Raw genomic sequence first — 19,356 nt, 5'->3', positions numbered from 1 at the left:
GATAGTATCACTGATTTTGTGCAGTGCAACAGTAAACCAACGATTCGAGGCTAACCAAAACGTTTTGGTTAAAAAATTGGTTGGAATTAGAAGATTTCGCGATCGCCAGTCCTTCATTACTGTAGATGAATGACGCTGAGCCAATCTCCACCCTCACAACCATTGCCGCTAGGACGTTCTGGTACCCCAGGCCAAATATGATTCCCATCTAAGGCGCAAAGACGACGAACGCTCAACTGTCTTGTATCTTTTCGAATCACATACAGCTTGTCCTGGGCAACCAAGCGCCAGCATAATCCTGTTGCTTCAGACGCGATCGCTACAGATCCCGAAAGTGGAATGCCATTACTACTAAAACACTCTCGCAACTTTGGTGAAATAGTGCCTCGCTCTAACTCCATTTGCAACTCTAGATCTATATTGAACAGAACTTCTTCATTTAGAATCCAGTCCCCTCGCAGTTCGACAGTGAGCTGATCTAGTTCGCTTGCTTTTATAAATTGCTGCGCTTCAGGCCAAGTCAGCTGAACTGCGTCTGTAAGCAGGACATTTTCTAACGCTTCAGTTTCACCGATCAGCTGAAACCCATTTTCGATGCCTGTTTCACCAACGCGCCAGCAAATTTGTTTGTTCGTCAGAGCAGTGACCTGCACAGGCTGAATTTTGAGCTGATGCATTAGCTGCTGAGTAGCGATCGCGTCTGTACCATGGCTCCAAAGCAAAACACTTCGCTGATGGAGGCTATCTACACGTACTGGTTTAGCAAACTGAATCACCAGTCCTACAGTCTGTATTAGCTCTAGAAATGCGTTTCTAGCCAACACCTGATCATGATGCCAACTTGCATAAATAACTCGATTCAGGTCTGTAGGCGTTGGGTATGTAAGCGGAGATGCAGTAGAGTTAAGGCTTGAGCCTAGTTCGGTGTCGCTACCTGACACTTCTAGTAAATCTTCAGTTTGAGCGGCAACTGGCGAATAGGTGCGATCGCTACCCAGAAAAAATTCCACTTTTTCTAAATACCGTAAACACCGTTGATACTGATCTGGGTACTCTTCAGCTACTCGTTTTTCTAGACGCTGGGCGATCGCAGCATCTCGCTTGGCTTCTCCAATTAAATGGGTATAGCCGAGCTGGTCAGGTTGTTGAGAGGAAAAAGCCGCTTCTGGGGAATCGAACAGGCATTCAATACTGACATCGGCAAAGGGCGAATCTGCCAACTGCTGATGATATTCAATACAAGCTGCTAAAAAATATTGCTCAATCAGTAGGCAATCTCCTAGTTTGTTATCCATCAACGCCAAAGCCGCTTGATTGCCAGGATCGGCAGCAATTCGCAAAGCCATGTCAGCGTAGTGGCGAATAAAGTCTACCTGAGCGCCGCCCATAATACCGCAGCAATAAGCCAGATTTCGGCGCTTGGCAAAATACCAGTTCCACTCATCCGGTAGCCAACCATTTGTACTTTTGACGCGATGATTAAAAATTTCTGGGCGATACCACCAGCACGTTGCTAAGGGTTTGCCAAAGACAAAATACTCCGGGTTCTGAGCAAGCACAGGCGCAGTGTTGACGACCGGGGGCAGCGGCTTCCACAAGAACACATCGTTATCGACATGGATGAAAGGCTGGGTTTGGCTGCGGTAAGCCCATAGTTTACCTAAAATCCACCAATCTGGGTCTTGAGCTTGCAACGCATTCAACTCGGTTGTTACAGCATCGAACTCTAGGCCCAACCCATCGATCAACATCTTGGCTCCAGCATTATCCGTCACCAGCGCAGTCTCAGGATAATGTTTTCGCGCGGTTTCGAGCGACAAGATCCAAGCCAGCAGATGATGTTTTTCACTAAACCAGATGGTTTGGCGATGCGATCGGAAAGGTTTCGTCCAGAACGACCACACCGAGCGGGCGATCGCTTGGTTCATAAGAGATTACTTCCGATCGCCGTTCCCGAACCATAGTAACCAGGCACAACGACGGTGAAACTATCAGTGCTAGTCACGGTTCCACCTCTTGTCTGAACTGTGACTAGCACTTTTACCCCTCGTGAGAAGGACGGCACTCTCACCATAATCTGTGTTGCAGTCGGCGTACCGACTATAGTGCCATTCACAGAACCAAACCGAACGGCAGCTGTCCCCACAGTGAAGTTTTGGCCAGACAGAGTGATAATATCCCCTGCCTTGCCAAATTTGGGCGTAAACTGATCCGGCGCTGCATTGAAGAAGGGAGCAGGAGGTGGCGGAGGATTCACTACAAACTCACGCACAAATTGATTATTCGTGCGTAATTGATCGAAAATTTGATTACCTGGATCAGCAGTGAAACTAATTTGGTAAGTGCCAGGTTGGTCAAACTTGTGGGTAAACAGGAGCGCACCATCAGTTGATTGCTGTTGCGATCGCAGAGCCGTATGGGAATACAGCACTTGCTTAATAGATTGGGTAGGCGTTGCCTGGATATCGTCTGAGTCATCCACTACAGCTCGTAGCATCATCGAACCCGCAGAGTCTAATGGCGGCACCCTACGAATTCCGACCTGAGAGACTTCCCAGCTAACATCAAAGCCTGCAGCATCCACGTTACCTTGGTTACTTAGAATTGCTCGAAATGTCACTTCTTGCCCCGCTACCAATGGGGTAGGTGAATCTAGCACAACATCTTGAACATTCAGATCCACAATATCGGCTCGCCAGGGTAGCAGATTGGTTTTCTGGTTCGCAGTTTTCACCACCACCAACCCGCCACCAATGACATTTCGCGGCATTTCTACCGTCAAGCGACTATTAGTGCGATCGCGAATTCTAGCCAGTTTATCTTGAAAGTAAACTTCAACCGTATCTGTTGGCGCACCGAAGTTGGCACCATCAATGATCACAGTGCTTCCAGGAGCACCGCTCTCCGGTTTGATTTGCGTAATCAATGGTAAGTTGCGCCACAAACGCAACCGCGTTTCACCCAACCCGCTTTTAGACGAAATCTCTGTCAGCATGGCAGGCGTTTGGGTTGCCACTTCCAAATCATTGACGGAGTGAATCCCAACCGTTTTGAGTTTCTGGATCTCGACACTCTGGATTTCTGGCAGGTCTTCTAGGCGTCGATAATCACCCGTTTCCAGATCGACAGACTTACGGGTTTCTTGAACTTGGGTATCGAGGGCGGGCGTGAAACCTAGCTTTAAAACAGTAGCCCCCGTTTGACCAGGAGCTACGGTGCGAAACATGAGATGGCCGTTGGGGTCGCGGCGAACATCCACTTGGAGATCCAGGTTTAACTGGTTGACCATCATGGACAACCGACGATTTTGCGACTTGAGGATCAAGGTATCTTGAGCTTGATCCAACTCTGCCGTGATCACTTGGATTAGTTCAGATAACTCCCACTCATCGTTAGGTAGAGCAGGAGGTTCATTGGGAGTCAGGGGGCGATCGCTATTGGTCACAGAGGCTATGTCACGTAATGAGATGGCAAGAACTAAAAGAATTTAGTCCAGAGGATTTAGCTTTAAGGTAACTCTAAAATGACTCAAAGCATTGACTGACTTTGGTACCAGAGGTGAAGGTAAGGTAGTCATCAGTCGAGTCTCTGATAGCGAATTGTCCGATCGCGGCGAGAGATGAAAATGCACCGGGACCGCGATCGCAATTTCATCAAGCCTTAAAGTTGGAAGAGCCATTTCTGAGGCCAAGTTCTGGAGATTCGACTCAGTTACTAATTCCTCAATTTCATCGGGCGCTAGTTCGTGCGTCACGGGAATTTGAGAGATCTCCCCAGCGGTCATCACAACTAAGTCACTAAAGTGAATAGCGGGATTCATATTCTCGAAAAATTGAAAGTTTCGGCTGACCTCTCCCCAACCCCTTCCGCAGCGAAGAGAGGCTTTAAATCTAGCTTCCCTTGAGGAAAGGGAAGGGGTTAGGTCTAACTGGGTATCAACGCTAGTCCATACCAGAGGAATGAAGCTCTAAACGATAGGAGCGAGATCCGACTCTTTCACTGTACCTGTACCATCGTTGAGTGGCTTGTAGTCAGTCTTGAACTTCAAGGTGACTTGACCGCTCATTTGGGTCAGCGTTTCGATGTTGCCCACCGTAGTTTGATCTACCGTACTGACGCTCAGGTTATTGTAGTAGGCGCTGAGGCTAGCATTACCCCAACCCCACATGGCACCTGCTTTTAGCGAACCACCGAAGCTAGTGCGATTAGTGTTGGTCTTGTTTGTGGTGGTGGAGTCAGTAGAGGACACCCGGAACAGAAGTTTGGTATTGATTTCACCCTCGGTGATGACGATCCGAGCCATGCCCTCACGCGCCATCTGCCGAAGTTGGTTCATGCCATCCTTGGCGAGACCATGCTTAACTGCGGCTCGAATGGTGGCAATATCGGTAGCTAGATAATTCTTTTTGCCCGAGCCATCTAGGGCACCAAGACCTGTGATGTCGTCTTTGTCTAACTGGTCTTTAACGCTATCATCAATTTGACCTTTAGAATTAACAAATGTACCAAGGCCGAACACCTTCAGGATTTCTGCTCGGTAGCCACCCGTGACAGGAGCAAGGAAGTAAAGCCGCTTCAGATGATAGGAGCGTCGAGGTTGATCTGCTTCCACCTTAAAGGGTTTAGTTTCGTTACCAACTTTTTCCTCAAAAGCCATTTCTAACAACGTTTCCGAAATCGCATCCTCGGAAACGTTATCGGAGGCAAATTCCTTCAAGCTCTTGGTCAGGTCAGCCACCATTTCACTGTAGGCTTTCATCTGATCAACGGTAGCTTTGATAATCGAGTTGAAAGTACCTGTGATTAAGCCTTGAGTGAAGTCAACAAACGCCATACCCGTTTGCTGAGAACCTCTCACCGCTGCATCGATCGCCCGCTCTGTGGTGCCATTTGCACCATCAGCACCCAGGGTTAACGATTCACCTACAGGTTGGACTAAGCCCATCGCCATCGATTCCATGTTGCCTTCTTGGGGTCGCAAGAATTCCAACAAGGTATCTTGCACAATCGTGGTCACTCCCTGACGGAGCAATTCGCGCTCGGCTTCATCACTGCCAACGTTTTCCACGCTACGCTCGATGACTTCCATCAAGCGCTCTACGCCACCTGCCACTGCTTCATCTACAGGGGCGATCGCTTCAGGCTGAGGTTGTAGTTCCATATCAGCACTCAAGTTCTCAGGGTTGGAATCATTGTTTTGCTTGCGATTACGAGCCATGTCTAAAGATCTCCTTGATGTTTAATAAATCCGAGGCAATTCGACCGCTGAGCACCAGCAAATCAGCAGAGACTGTTTCTCTTGAATCTGTTTTTTCTGATTTGGAGCTTGCAGTGACAGTCAAAAACTTTTAGCGAGAGAGTAACGATGTTGTTTGTTCACATCGCGAACAGCGCTTGGTTTTAGCAGCTGAGGCCAAATACGCCAGTATCTACCCAGTCCTGTTTAAGAAGCACCCACCAATCCACCGAAAGTCCACCCTGAATGTAGCTGTAGGGCAGCCAACCATACCCATCTTTACCCCAACCCGTGCCCCAGGAATTCCGGATTAAGATTGCGCCTTTGCTTTTGCTCCCACCCGCTTTGGGATGCTCAATCACAATGGAGTCGTCATAGCCCACAGCCACCATTGCATGACCTCCCTTCGGGCGATCGCTGTTGCATGGATATGGCAATTGACCGAGGGTTTCAGGCCGACTAGCATGCATCAAAGGCGTATCAAAGAGCATGGTGCCGAAAGCTAAGGGAAAACCTGCTGCTAATTGGGTTTTGATAGCCATCAACAACTCGGCAGTATCAATGTCTGGGGTATCTAGACGGACATAGTTAACTGATTTGTAGTTAGCAGCGAAGGCATAGCAAAACGCGGGTGGTTCTTCGTCTTGCTTGCTAAGGTCGTAGGGCCAGTACTCCTCTGGCGGAGCCCCAAATAACCGCAAAGCTCCCATCGCAGTGCGTAAAAACACTCCAACATTGCCTTGGGCTCGCAACAAATTTTTGGTGGCTTTATAGAGAAACAAGCGGGAGCGATGGCTGTACTCATTGAAAGCTTTTTGTTCCAAGTACTCGGCAATGGCGCTCACAACATGAGCAGTGCAAGACTCGATTTTGCCTTGATCTTCAACTGGAGAGAACCCTGAGCGCAGATCAACGAAAGCAGGTAACTCTAACTTTTTGAATTGCCTTTTTTCAATCAGTTCTGCAGATTGACCCATGACAGTTTCCATCATGGGTCGGATGACTTTACTGGTCAACCTTAGATCTCGATGATCAGGATAATCGCGTATCCAGCCCATGCCATGTTGACGACTAGGGATTCCATTCATGCAATGTTGTGACTTTCGATTTTCAGGATGAGGTGCGGACTTTTATATGCTTCAGCCCTTGTTTGGTTAATTCCGTATTTTCCCCAATTAGTTACAAAACTTACCGTGCTGTATCGCGTTCTACCTAGGGAACTGAGATTACAGGGTGTTTCGTGTTAGGGGAGATTGTTTTCTTGGATGAAACCGCTCTGGTTGCGCCTCGGCTAAGGGACTATATCAATAAGAAGGTGCGACCTATTCAGCAGTGAGTCAGTATGAATCAGTATTTTGCTACGGTGGCGAATGGTTTAGAGCCACTCATCGTTCAGGAATTAGAGCAGCTAGGCGCACATTCTGTGAAGCCAGGGTTTTGTGGTGCCGCATTTGAGGGCGATCGTACCTTGCTTTACCGCGTTAACCTGTGGGCAAGGTTGCCGTTCCGTATCCTGATGAAGCTGCACCAGTTTCCTTGCCAGAGTGCCGAAGATCTTTATCGTGGGATTCAGACGATCGATTGGTCCGAGTATCTGACGCCAGATTTAACGTTGGCAGTGAACGCGACGGGCAAAACCGATCAACTTAACCACACTCACTTCACCGCGCTACAGGCTAAAAATGCCATCGTGGACCAGCAGCAAGAGCAGTTTGGCGATCGCTCCAATGTCGAGCTGCAAGAACCGGATGTGCAGATTAATATTCATATCGATCGTGAGGGCTGCACAGTCAGCCTGGATAGTTCTGGAAACAGTTTGCACCGCCGAGGTTATCGTCCTGCGGTTGGAGCGGCCCCGCTGAAAGAGTCTTTAGCAGCAGCCTTAATTCAGCTTTCCGGCTGGCAACCGGAGCAAATGTTTTATGACCCGCTCTGTGGCTCTGGCACCTTACCCCTAGAAGCTTGTCTAAAGTCGCTCAATATTGCCCCAGGACTGTTTCGGGAACGATTTGGGTTTGAAACCTGGCTTGACTTTGACCTCAATCTTCTGGAAGGCTTGATTCAAGAGGCGGAATCCAATCAACGGGACACGTTACCTGCACCGATTTGGGGCAGCGATCGCGATGCCAAGGTGATTGAGCAGGCGATCGCCAATGCCCAAACGTGCGGGGTATTGGATCAGATCTGGTTTTCGGAGATGGATCTTTCTGAGGTAGTCGCACCGACCGATAGCGGGGTTGTATTCTGCAATCCTCCCTACGGCGATCGCTTGGGCCGAGACACTGACCTGGGCGCATTTTACAAACAGCTCGGTGACGTTTTGAAACAGCGGTTTAAAGGTTGGACTGCTTTTATCTTGAGCGGCAACAAAGAGCTGGCTCAGTCGATCGGGCTGAAATCAAGCCAGCGAATCGCGGTGTACAATGGAACGCTGCCCTGCCAGTTAATGAAATATGAGCTGTACTAGAGATCTGGACTAAATATCAAATCCAGGCTGGAAGAACGCTCGTAGCACCACCCAACATCGATCATGCTCCGACTCACCGAAGTAAAACTACCGCTTGATCACCCTGAAGAGGCACTTCAGGCCGCAATCCTCAAAAAGCTGCAAATTACGCTTGCCGAGCTAGTCAGCTTTTCCATCTTCAAGCGCAGCTATGATGCTCGTAAAAAAGATGACATTGTTTTTGTTTATATTCTGGATGTAGAAACGACTCAAGAAAAGCGGCTACTCCAGCGATTCAGAAAAGATCCGCATGTTGTGCCCACGCCTGATACGAGCTATCGGTATGTGGCCCAGGCTCCTAACACGACAACTGCATCTTTGGCGAATCGACCGATCGTAATTGGTGCGGGTCCCTGTGGCATCTTTGCGGGGTTGCTGTTGGCACAAATGGGGTTTCGCCCGCTGATTCTAGAACGGGGGAAGCCAGTCCACGATCGCTCGGTCGATACCTTTGGCTTCTGGAGCAAGGGCAAATTCAACCCCGAATCTAACGCGCAATTTGGCGAAGGGGGTGCAGGCACTTTTTCGGATGGCAAGCTCTACAGCCGCGTGAAAGATGCCAATCATCACGGGCGAAAAGTCCTCGAAGAATTCGTGAATGCAGGGGCTGCTCCGGAAATTCTCTATGTCAACAAACCCCACATTGGTACCTATCGACTAGTCAAAATTGTTGAGAATATGCGTCGCACGATCGAATCATTGGGCGGTCAATTCCGCTTTGAGAGTCGGGTGCAAACGATTGAGATCGAGGAGCATGGTGAAAATCGGCAAGTGCGAGGTGTGGTTCTAGCTACTGGGGAGTATATCCCCAGCGAACACGTGATCCTAGCTGTGGGTCACAGTGCCCGTGACACGTTCGAGATGCTGCATCAGCAAGGTGTTTACATTGAACCTAAGCCTTTTTCGATTGGCTTCCGAGTCGAGCATCCCCAATCTGTGATCGATCAGTGCCGATTGGGATCTCAGGCGGGCCATCCGATTTTGGGTGCAGCCGATTATCAGTTGGTGCATCACTGCTCAAATGGGCGATCGGTCTACAGCTTCTGTATGTGTCCAGGAGGGCAAGTGGTAGCGGCAACCTCAGAAGTGGGGCGAGTCGTCACAAACGGCATGAGCCAGTATGAGCGCAGCGGCAAAAATGCGAACAGCGGCATCGTCGTTGGCATTACGCCAGAAGATTATCCGGGCAACCCTCTAGCAGGAATGGAGCTTCAGCGTCAATTAGAAGAGCGAGCTTTTGAGTTGGGCGGTTGCACTTATGAGGCTCCGGGACAGTTGGTGGGCGACTTTCTAGCTCAGCAGCCTTCAACTACCCTCGGTAGTGTCAAGCCTTCCTATCGTCCGGGGGTGCATCTCTGCGATCTCAGCTCTAGCTTGCCCGATTATGCGATCGCCGCCATCCGTGAAGCGCTGCCTGCCTTCGACAAACAGATCAAAGGCTTTGCCATGCACGATGCCGTTTTAACCGGGGTAGAAACCCGCACTTCCTCCCCAATTCGGATTAAACGCAACACAGAGTATCAGAGCCTCAACACGGCAGGGCTTTATCCGGCGGGTGAAGGAGCGGGATACGCTGGCGGAATTCTTTCGGCGGGTATCGATGGCATTAAAGTCGCAGAGGCAGTCGCCCTCAACATCTTGCAAGGGGTGAATCAAGGAACTGGGCAGGGGGCAACTCAGACTGCTTAATTCACTCCTGCTTCACAACTCTTGCTTCATAACCAATTAATAGACTAACGACCCGGAGCGCGAATATAGCCCCACTCCCCTCCTTCAAGCTGCGTTAAGTATGGACCTTCAGGGCCAGGAGCTTGAGTGCTCCAACGTCCACCCAGATTCACGTAGGCCAAACCTTCTGAGAAGGAATTGGCATCTGCAAATTGAGGTGCGATCGCAAACTTGCCGCTTTTATCGATAAAGCCTGCTTTGTTTCCGAGTCGTGCCATTGCCAGCCCACTGGAGAAGGGAGATACTACGGCTACATCTTCGGCCACGACGGAGGTGCCATTGCCCGCTTGAGCTTGGGGAGCATAGAACTGCGCCGGAATCGCGATCGCGCCTTGGGCATTAATGAAACCCCATTTATCAGCAATTAATACGCCCGCTAACCCTTCAGCAAAGGATTGTGCCCGATAGAACTGGGGTGGAATCACTAGCTTGCCGCTTTTATCAATGTAGCCCCAGCGGCTCTCAGTGGTTTGTACTGCTGCCAATCCGCCTGCGAACGACTGAGCACCCGTAAATTGGAGTGGAATGACCACCGTTCCGGTTTTATCAATAAAGCCAATCCGATTGTTGCGCTCAACCTGAGCTAATCCTTCAGAAAATGGAGCAACTGAGCCATAAGGTTGGATGGGAATCACCCACTGCCCCTGAGGGTTGATAAAACTCCATTGCTGATTGAGTTGTGCAGCAGCCAATCCTTCGGAAAAGGGGAGAGCGTCGTCGAACTGCGGCGAAATTACAAGTTTGCCAGTGCGGTCAATAAAGCCAACCTTGTTGCCTACTCTAACGGCTGCCAGTCCGGCGGAGAAAGGTTGGGCGCTAGCGAACTGCGGCTCCACTAGCCATTGCCCTTGGCGATCGATATAGCCCCAGCGAGTTCCTTGGGCATCGGGGACAACTCCCACAGCCGCAAACCCTTCCGAAAACGGCAAAGCCACATTAAAGCGAGGGGCGATCGCGGTTTTGCCAGTCGTATCGATATATCCGTAGCGTCCATCTTTCTGTGCAACTGTAAGCCCTTGAGAAAACTGTCCAAACCCACCCGATGCAGAAGGAATGGCAAACCCGCTCTGGTTCCCAGCAATGTACTGACTAGGAACCGTTTGACCGAGTTCTGGTTGGCTAGAAGCTAAAGCTTGGCAAAGGAGTATTGCCACTTCCCCCCTAGTAGCTGCTTGGTTGGGTCGGAGTTGTTTGACCTGCGGGTAATTCACGACTAAACGGTTCAGTGTCCCTGCGGCGATCGCCCGTTTGGCATAAGTAGGTACTTGAGCGGCATCGTCAAAATATTGTCGTAAGACTGCATCAGGTTGATCGGGAGCTGGATGATTTAAGGCATTGGTAGCAATCGCGATCGCCTGGACTCGCGGAATCGCTTGAGTCGGTTTAAAGGTGCCATCTGGATAACCAGAAAAAAGTTGGCGGGCAGCCGCATCCTGAATCGCTCGATAAGCCCAGTAAGTAGTTGGCACATCCCGAAAGGTGGGGGCTCTCTGCGATTGCGGCAGGTTGGGAAAAGCATTCAGCATCAAGACGGCAAACTCAGCCCGAGTCACGGTCTGGTTGGGCCTAAAGGTACCATTTGGGTAACCGTTGACTAATTTGCGTTGCGACAGTTGGTCAATGCAAGCTTGCCCCCAGTGAGTTGAAGTATCAGAAAAGCTCAAAGCGACGGATGAGTTAACGCTCCACATAGAGAAGGTGGCGATCGCCAGATTTCCCCACCATTTAGCACCGGACATGAAAAGTTGCTCCTAGCCAGATTGAGTCTCTTTACCAGTCTGAGCAATTCTCCAGGCTAACCACTACGCCTGATGGGATGAAACTAAAACTGGATCTTTCCCTAGTCTCTTGCTTCATTGGCCCCACTTTGCCTGAATTCCTGTTAAGATGAATTTCTGCCAGTACATTCCGGTCTGTTGCTGGCGCATTGGAACTTGCTCATCCAAGCTCTCCAACTGAATCATAAGTTTCCTGCTCTTAGACTGGTCCCAGGTACTGAATTTGGGATAGGGGCACCACTAGGAGCGATCGCATCCATGACATTTCAACACCTCGGTCTTTCGGCCGACTTGCTTCGTGCTGTTGCTGAGCAGGGCTACACCGAACCTACTCCGATTCAGCAGGCAGCAATTCCCGCTATTTTGAAAGGGCAAGACATTCTTGCTAGTGCTCAAACCGGGACAGGCAAGACTGCTGGCTTTACTCTGCCACTTCTGCAACGCCTTAGCGCCAAAACTGCTGGTAAGGGCGATCGCTCACCTCGTGCCCTCATCCTCACACCGACTCGTGAATTAGCGGCTCAGGTGGGTGATAGCGTCAAAACCTATGGTAAGTACCTATCTTTGCGAGCTACCGTTATTTATGGCGGCGTCGGCATTGAACCACAAATTCAAACCCTGCGTCGGGGCGTGGACATTCTGGTGGCTACCCCCGGTCGGTTGCTGGATCACTTGGGGCAAAAGACTCTAGACCTTTCCCAGGTCGAGATCTTAGTCCTAGATGAGTGCGATCGCATGCTGGATATGGGTTTTATCCACGACATCCGCAAGATTCTGGCGAAACTGCCTCAAGCACGGCAGACCCTAATGTTTTCCGCCACTTTTTCTAAGGCGATTCAGCAGTTGGCTAATACCCTGCTTGACTCTCCTAGCCTGATCGAAGTTGCTCCCCGCAATACTGCTGCTGAGCAAGTAGAGCAGGTGGTGCATCTAGTCGATCGCAATCGCAAGCAAGAACTCCTCTCTTATATGATTGGGTTCCACAACTGGCAGCAGGTGTTGGTCTTTACCCGCACCAAGCATGGAGCCAACCGCCTAGCTGAACAGTTGGCGAGAGATGGACTAAAAAGCACCGCGATTCACGGCAACAAAACTCAAGCCGCTCGCACCCGTGCCTTGAGTGATTTTAAGCAGGGAAAAGTGCGGGTCTTGGTTGCTACCGATGTTGCCTCACGGGGTCTAGATATTGATCAGCTGCCTCACGTCGTCAACTTTGAGCTACCAGATGTGCCAGAAGACTATGTGCATCGCATTGGCCGTACAGGTCGAGCAGGCAATGAGGGCCGAGCGGTTTCCTTGGTCTGTGGCGATGAATACCCCCTGTTGAAAAATATTGAGCGTTTGCTCAATCGCACCTTTAGTAGAGACATCATTCCAGGATATGAGCCCACCGCCTCAGCCCAGTCGAAAGCAGACCCATCTAGCCGTAAGCGATCTGGTCAAGGTCGTGGTACTGGGGCAAAAACCCAGGCTCAAGCTGCTTCCACCCAGGGTAAAAAGCACACCTCCGCGAGAAGCCGCGATCGCAAACAGCTCCGGACTGGTTAAGGGTCTGCGTTAGTTCCTCAGCCAGAGCCACACCTGGGAAATGCCACCGAATTAGCTATCAGAGTAGGGTGAGTCGAGGAAAATTCTTGATCTTAAGTCGTGAGAGCGCTTAAGACCTAATTTTTAGGGAATTTTAGTACCGCTCCTACATCACAACACTTTACAATTGGCAACGTTGCCGTAAGTGTGGAAAAGGGTTCCCTAATATTCCAAGTGGTTGAAATTCAGCCTGTACTAGCTACGAAAGCAACACCGATTCCCTCTGAGTATCGCTTGCAGGTGGTCGTCAACGTTTTGTCGCATTTAATCTAAAGAGCAACTATGAAAGACCTCACTCGTTATCGCAATATCGGCATCTTCGCTCACGTTGATGCAGGTAAAACGACCACAACTGAAAGAATCCTGAAACTGACCGGTAAGATCCACAAGATTGGTGAGGTCCATGAAGGTGCGGCGACGACAGACTTCATGGAACAGGAGCAAGAGCGTGGCATCACGATTCAGTCTGCTGCTACGAGCTGTTTCTGGAACGACCACCAACTCAATATCATTGACACCCCAGGTCACGTAGACTTCACCATTGAAGTTTATCGTTCTCTTAAAGTGCTCGATGGTGGTGTCGGTGTTTTCTGTGGTTCTGGTGGTGTGGAACCCCAGTCTGAAACCAACTGGCGTTATGCAAACGACTCCAAAGTTTCTCGTGTGATCTACGTTAACAAGCTCGATCGCACCGGAGCTGATTTTTACCGTGTCGTCAAGCAAGTTGAACAAGTCCTAGGTGCTAAGCCCTTGGTTATGGTGTTGCCCATCGGCGTGGAAGAGCAGTTTAGTGGCGTCGTTGATCTCCTAACCCGTAAAGCCTGGATCTGGGATAATTCTGGCGATCCCATGAACTACCAGATCAAAGATGTTCCTGCCGACATGGCCGATCAGGTCGAGACCTATCGTGAGCAGTTGATTGAAACTGCGGTCGAGCAAGACGACGAGCTGATGGAGAAATACCTGGAAGGCGAAGAGCTGACCATCGACGAAATTAAGCGGTGTATTCGTAAGGGCACCATCGACCTAGCCTTCTTCCCCACCTACTGCGGCTCCTCGTTCAAAAATAAAGGCGTACAGTTGGTACTGGATGCGGTAGTGGACTATCTACCTAACCCTACGGAAGTCAAGCCTCAACCAGAAATGGACCTCGAAGGCAACGAGATGGGCACTTTCGCCTATGTTGACTCCGAAAAGCCATTGCGAGCTTTGGCGTTCAAGATTATGGACGATCGCTTTGGCGCGCTCACCTTTACCCGGATTTACTCCGGTAAACTATCCAAGGGTGATACGGTCCTCAACACGGCTACTGGTAAGACCGAGCGGATCAGCCGTTTGGTGGAGATGCACGCCAATTCCCGCGAAGAGATCGAATCGGCTCAAGCGGGTGACATTGTTGCGATCGTCGGCATGAAAAATGTCCAGACGGGCCATACCCTCTGCGATCCCAAGAATCCAGCGACATTGGAACCAATGGTCTTCCCAGAACCTGTGATTTCGATCTCGGTTAGACCCAAAACCAAAGGTGGTGAGGAGAAAATGGTCGCTGCCTTGACCAAGATGGTGCAAGAAGACCCATCTTTCCACATGATGACGGATGAGGAGAGTGGCGAAACGATCCTGAAGGGGATGGGTGAGCTACACCTAGACATTAAGGTTGACATCCTCAAGCGGACTCACGGGGTGGAAGTAGAGGTTGGCAAACCTCAAGTTGCTTACCGCGAGTCGATCACCAAGCGTCTGGAAGATGATTACACCCACAAGAAGCAGTCGGGTGGTTCGGGTCAATTTGCCAAGATTGGCTACGTCATTGAGCCTGGTGAAGCAGGTACTGGTTTTGTATTCGAGTCCAAGGTGACAGGGGGTAGTGTACCTAGAGAATACTGGCCAGCAGTGCAGAAAGGCTTTGAAAGCTGTATTGATAAAGGTGTATTGGCTGGGTTCCCTTGCCTAGACTTGAAGTTCACGCTCCTAGAAGGTGGTTTCCACCCGGTTGACTCGTCAGCAATGGCGTTTGAGATCGCGGCTAAAGCAGCTTATCGCCAATCGATGCCTAAGGCGAGCCCTCAACTGCTGGAACCCATCATGAACGTAGATGTCTTCACTCCAGACAACTACATGGGCGATGTCATTGGCGACCTCAACCGTCGTCGGGGCATGATGAAATCTCAAGAGACAGGCCCGACCGGGGCCCGAATCAAGGCAGATGTGCCCTTGAGTGAGATGTTTGGCTACATTGGTGACCTCCGGACGATGACCTCAGGTCGTGGTCAGTTCTCGATGTCGTTCTCGCACTATGCGCCTTGCCCAAACAACATCGCTGAGGAAGTGATTAAGGAAACCAAAGAGCGCCAAGCTGCTTCATAGGGCTAAACGTAGCTTGCTGCTTCCAGTAAGCGTTTGATGTTTCCTAACTGATAGAAAAGCCTCCCAGTGGGAGGCTTTTTTCTTAAGGATAAGGATTGAACTGCGACAAAACCATTCCTAAATCAACAACTAAATCGACAGTCTCAATTCCTGGCAAAGTTAGCGGGATCTTGATCCCGTCGATGTTTGACGGGAAGGGGAGGGCTCTGGCGATCGCCCACCAAGGCAGCAGTTGTCTCTAAGGCTGTCCTCAGTTGTTTAGCCGCGTAGATAGACATATCGCGGGGCGCGTTAATGCGATCGCGCAAATATCGCAGCGCCAGATCAGACCCTGAGGGTGGCAAACAGGTTTGGTTGGTCATCATGTAGGTGAGAGCACACCGCAAAGCTTCATCAAATAGTTTGTCATCAGCGGGATTGACCTGAATAATATTGGCGCGGTGCTTGATTACTCGGTGCAGGGCTTCAGCCCGTGAAGTCTCAGGCTCTGGGTAAGCTACATCAGGTAGCCCAAACCAAGGGCCTTGATCGACTTGGGCTTTGTTCCGCAGCATCTGAGGCTCACCGTTTTCCCAGCAGCCCCCCATTTGAGGCGGCAAATCATGCACGTGAGTATGAAAGTCGCTTTGAGTGCCACAATAGGTTGGTCGGCTTTCCATTGCGGCAAACCAGTTGCCTAAACGAGGGTTTGCCTCTCGGAGCGAGTAGCCTTTGTAGTAATAAAGACTGGCATTCATGCGCTCGACATAGGGAGTAAAGATCACATCAGCAGTGCCGAATTCCTCCAAGAAGTAAGGGCCAGGGGTGCTGCCTAGGGCAAACTCGACCTTATCTACTACGCCTGTAAATTGCTCCCGGTTGCGCTGCTCTTGCCGAGCTGATCCGGTTGGGTAGCAAAGCCAAGTACACCAAGCTCTAAAGAGTAGCCGCTCCAACTGCCGCAGTGGCATCACGGTTGGGTCTTTCATGCCAAGACCGAGGGGGCCGAATACCTGTTCTAGGGCGATCAAAATGTCATCACTTTCGGTGATCAGACGGCCATCTAGTTCGATCGCGGGTAGCATGCCCGATGGCACCTTGCGTTTGTACCAGCTCTCTTTTTCTCCGTAGCAGAACATGGTCACTTTTTCGATGCGGTAAGGAATCTGCTTTTCCTCTAGCCATAGCCAAATTTTCTGGCAGTAAGGGCACCAAGCGTGATTGTCGCGGTATAGCGTGACGCGCACCTCGGACTCGCTGTGCCCGAACAGGCGCAAACGAGCCTGAGCATTGGTAGGCCCGTTGACCGTATCGACTTGAAAATCGGTGAGAGCTTCTAGTTCGGGCCAACTGAGGGGAGCGATCGCCATAGAGATGGATGTCATTAGGGCTCGATTCAATGCGGATTAGTTTGGAAAATAGCTTTGTAGCCAGCTCAATGTCAAATTTGCGAAATTAAAGAGCAGTGTTTCCTCCTTCGATCTCCTGCTTGAGCCGCCACAAATCTTCGTACAGCTGCCCGTCTGGGGCTTCACCCAAAAATGTAGCAATGACTGCTCCTGCCATGCCACCAAAGGGGCTGTAGTCCATTGTTACCTTGACTTCTGTGCCCGCTTCGTACTCCGAGCTGCGAAAGCTGACACAGCCTTCGTTAGGCACATTACTGCCAGGCAGCGATCGCCAGCAAATTAGCTCATTTTCTTGGTCCTGCGTGATCTCAGCATCCCATTCAATGTGGTTGCCTAGGGGAGCTTTGGTAATCCAATGAGAACGCTGTTCATCTAACACTTTCACTGACTCTAGGTGATTCATGAACCGTGGCAAGTTCTCAAAGTTGCGCCAGAACTGATACAGCTCTTGAGGAGAGCGGTCAATCCGAATACTTCTTTCTACATGGATACTCATCGAGTTACCTGTTAACTAAATGTCTGACTTGTCTCGCCTAGACTTTGAGCTTAGATCCCTTTTAGTGAACTTACACCTACTAGGGGAGAGAACTATGAGGGTTTGGCCTAATAGAATGAACCACTTTCTGTGGCCACAGCCTGCCCGGACTCCGGGGCGCTCCAGGTTAGTTTGCAGACAAAGCCGCGCTTAGCTCAGTTAGATCGACGGGCTTGACTAAATGCACCGCGAAACCTGCTTGACGAGAGCGATCGCGGTCTTCTGGCTGACCATAGCCGCTTAGAGCTAAGAGCCGGATTTGGCTCAAGGCTGGTACGTGACGGAGACGACGAGCCAGCTCATAACCATCCATCCCCGGCAGCCCAATATCCAGCACCGCGATATCTGGCAGAAAAGACTGAGCGATCTCCAGCCCTTGGAGACCGTCGTAGGCAACTTCCGTGATATGCCCACAGAGATTTAGCGAGATCGCCAAGACTTCAGCCGCATCCATATTGTCATCAACGATGAGGATACGAAGTGGCTGCTGACCCGTCGGCGCAGGGATGTCAGCTAGAGTTTTCTCACTTTGAGCCAACTGAGGCGCTAATGGCAACCACACCGAGAATTCGCTACCTTGGCCTTTGCCTGCACTCGCCGCTGATACTCGTCCTCCATGTAGGGTGACTAGGTTTTTGACAATTGCCAGTCCAAGCCCTAAACCTCCCTGCGATCGCTCAATAGACTGCTGCTCCTGGTAGAACAGGTCAAATACTTTGGGTAAGAGTTCAGGCGCAATGCCGTTACCCGTATCGCTGACACGCAACCAAACTTCGCTGTCTACCCGCTCTGCTAAGATGCTAATCTCACCTCCTGGCTCGGTGTATTTAGCCGCATTATTCAGCAAGTTCGCAATCACCTGTGCCAACCGTCTAGGATCAGCTTCAATCATGAGACCTGTGCTAGGCACCCTAATTGTGAGGTTGTGACGGCGTTGTTCTAATAAAGGGCTGCACTGCTCCACCGCTTCTGCAACGATCGCTGCTAGTTCCAAGGGTTCCTGCTGGAGCGTCAGCTTGCCCCGAGCGAGACGCGATACATCCAGTAAATCATCGACCAGACCTACTAGGTGATGCACTTGACGCTCAATCACTGTCCGTTCTTTGTCTACTTCTGAGATGCCGCGCAGTCGCATCAGGTTCAGCGCAGTCAGGATCGGGGCGAGCGGATTGCGGAGTTCATGCCCTAGCATTGCCAAGAATTCATCTTTAGCTCGGTTGGCTAACTCAGCTTCACGCTGAGCATTAGAAATTTCAGTTACTTCAAAGGCAACTACAACGATGCTGTCGGTCTTGTCATACTCATCGGGGAGAGGTTGGTAAACGACCTCAAAGAAGCACTCCTCAATCGTCTGTGGCTGACCACGATTCAGCATTACCTGGATTCTGCCTATGTAGGGTTGCCCCGTTGTGTAAACAACGTCGAGTAACTCATAAATACCCTGACCCGCCAACTCAGGCAGCGCCGCCTGCACCGACTTACCCACCACTAGTCTGTGACCAACCAGTTCCAGGTAGCGCTCGTTAGCAAACTCAAAGACAAAATTTGAGCCTCGTAGGACAGCAATCCCTACAGGCGCATGTTTAAAGATGCGCGATAGTTGGTTGGCATTGGCTTGCAACCGTTTTTCAAGCAGTACCTTTTCGGTTGTTTCTGTAAATGTGACGAGGATACCTGCGACGTTACCAGCGTCATCTGGAACAGGGCTATAAGAGAAATTGAAGTAGCAATCCTCTGGATAGCCAAAGCGATCGATCGTGAGCTTAAAATTATCAAAGCCAAAGGACTTGCCTTGCCATACCTCTGCCCACATGGGACCAATGGTGCTCCAAATCTCTGGCCAGGTTTCTTGGGCACTAATTCCTAAAGCTGCTGGATGCTTATCACCTAAAATCGGACGATAGGCGTCGTTATAGAACTGAGTAAATTCCTGGCCCCAAGCAATGTACATTGGCAACTGACATTGCATCAGGATACGAACAGCAATCTTTAGGCTTTGGGGCCAAGTCTCTGCCGATCCGACCGGCGTTTTAGCCCAGTCAATCGTCCGCATGAGCGCACCCATTTCTCCACCACCAGAGAAAGTAGCATGAGCGGCTAACCAATTCGTTTCGTCCCTAGATGCATCCGGTTGCATAGGCCTGTGGTCAACAGTTATTGATTTGTAGTCCCCTACTTCTCATCCTAGAGGATGCGCTTCTAGAGGCTCAGGATTTGCAGCTTCACTACTG

Annotated in this window: 13 protein-coding genes; 4 read left to right on the top strand and 9 right to left on the bottom strand. The window is 50.4% G+C overall.

The window, feature by feature from the left end:
• Positions 1-116: 116 nt before the first annotated feature.
• The 5 genes from H6F68_RS08345 to H6F68_RS08325 form a co-directional block, all read right to left on the bottom strand.
• On the bottom strand, positions 117-1,928 hold the full coding sequence (locus tag H6F68_RS08345) for a DUF6734 family protein (protein ID WP_190558058.1): 1,812 nt from the start codon (positions 1,926-1,928) through the stop codon (positions 117-119).
• Complete coding sequence (locus H6F68_RS08340) at positions 1,925-3,445, bottom strand: IPT/TIG domain-containing protein (RefSeq protein WP_190558056.1); 1,521 nt, start codon at positions 3,443-3,445, stop codon at positions 1,925-1,927. The genes H6F68_RS08345 and H6F68_RS08340 overlap by 4 nt, the downstream gene beginning before the upstream one ends.
• 42 nt (positions 3,446-3,487) lie before the next feature.
• The gene (locus H6F68_RS08335; RefSeq protein WP_190558054.1) at positions 3,488-3,820 is read right to left on the bottom strand and encodes a hypothetical protein; all 333 of its coding nucleotides are present in this window, start codon (positions 3,818-3,820) and stop codon (positions 3,488-3,490) included.
• A gap of 147 nt (positions 3,821-3,967) precedes the next feature.
• Entirely contained in the window at positions 3,968-5,218 is a 1,251-nt protein-coding gene (locus H6F68_RS08330; RefSeq protein ID WP_190558052.1) for a hypothetical protein, read from the bottom strand.
• A 182-nt stretch (positions 5,219-5,400) separates the two neighbouring features.
• Positions 5,401-6,324, bottom strand: coding sequence for a C1 family peptidase (locus tag H6F68_RS08325; RefSeq protein WP_190558050.1), 924 nt, complete (start codon positions 6,322-6,324; stop codon positions 5,401-5,403).
• Between the two features lie 254 nt (positions 6,325-6,578).
• Here H6F68_RS08325 and H6F68_RS08320 point away from each other — a divergent pair, with 254 nt between their 5' ends.
• A complete protein-coding gene (locus tag H6F68_RS08320; protein ID WP_190558048.1) occupies positions 6,579-7,703 on the top strand; it encodes a class I SAM-dependent RNA methyltransferase in 1,125 nt (374 codons plus the stop codon).
• 63 nt (positions 7,704-7,766) lie between these two features.
• Entirely contained in the window at positions 7,767-9,431 is a 1,665-nt protein-coding gene (locus H6F68_RS08315) for an NAD(P)/FAD-dependent oxidoreductase (protein WP_190558046.1), read from the top strand.
• 44 nt (positions 9,432-9,475) lie between these two features.
• On the opposite strand, the gene H6F68_RS28420 is transcribed toward H6F68_RS08315, so the two are convergent.
• Entirely contained in the window at positions 9,476-11,209 is a 1,734-nt protein-coding gene (locus H6F68_RS28420) for a WG repeat-containing protein (protein ID WP_199299980.1), read from the bottom strand.
• Between the two features lie 297 nt (positions 11,210-11,506).
• Between H6F68_RS28420 and H6F68_RS08290 the strand changes: the two genes are divergently transcribed.
• Complete coding sequence (locus H6F68_RS08290) at positions 11,507-12,796, top strand: DEAD/DEAH box helicase (protein ID WP_190552399.1); 1,290 nt, start codon at positions 11,507-11,509, stop codon at positions 12,794-12,796.
• 321 nt (positions 12,797-13,117) lie between these two features.
• Positions 13,118-15,202, top strand: a complete 2,085-nt coding sequence (gene fusA, locus H6F68_RS08285) for an elongation factor G (protein ID WP_190552398.1) — start codon at positions 13,118-13,120, stop codon at positions 15,200-15,202.
• A gap of 143 nt (positions 15,203-15,345) precedes the next feature.
• Here fusA and H6F68_RS08280 read toward each other — a convergent pair whose 3' ends face one another.
• The 3 genes from H6F68_RS08280 to H6F68_RS08270 form a co-directional block, all read right to left on the bottom strand.
• Positions 15,346-16,566, bottom strand: coding sequence for a glutathione S-transferase family protein (locus H6F68_RS08280; RefSeq protein WP_399313284.1), 1,221 nt, complete (start codon positions 16,564-16,566; stop codon positions 15,346-15,348).
• A gap of 70 nt (positions 16,567-16,636) precedes the next feature.
• Entirely contained in the window at positions 16,637-17,086 is a 450-nt protein-coding gene (locus tag H6F68_RS08275; protein WP_190443057.1) for an SRPBCC family protein, read from the bottom strand.
• Positions 17,087-17,252: 166 nt separating this feature from the next.
• Complete coding sequence (locus tag H6F68_RS08270; RefSeq protein WP_199299979.1) at positions 17,253-19,262, bottom strand: ATP-binding protein; 2,010 nt, start codon at positions 19,260-19,262, stop codon at positions 17,253-17,255.
• Positions 19,263-19,356 lie beyond the last annotated feature (94 nt).

The organism is Trichocoleus sp. FACHB-262 (genome assembly GCF_014696035.1).
Taxonomy (GTDB): domain Bacteria; phylum Cyanobacteriota; class Cyanobacteriia; order FACHB-46; family FACHB-46; genus Trichocoleus.
The sequence above is the reverse complement of the archived record's forward strand: the minus strand, read 5'-3'. Positions and strand labels throughout refer to the sequence as shown.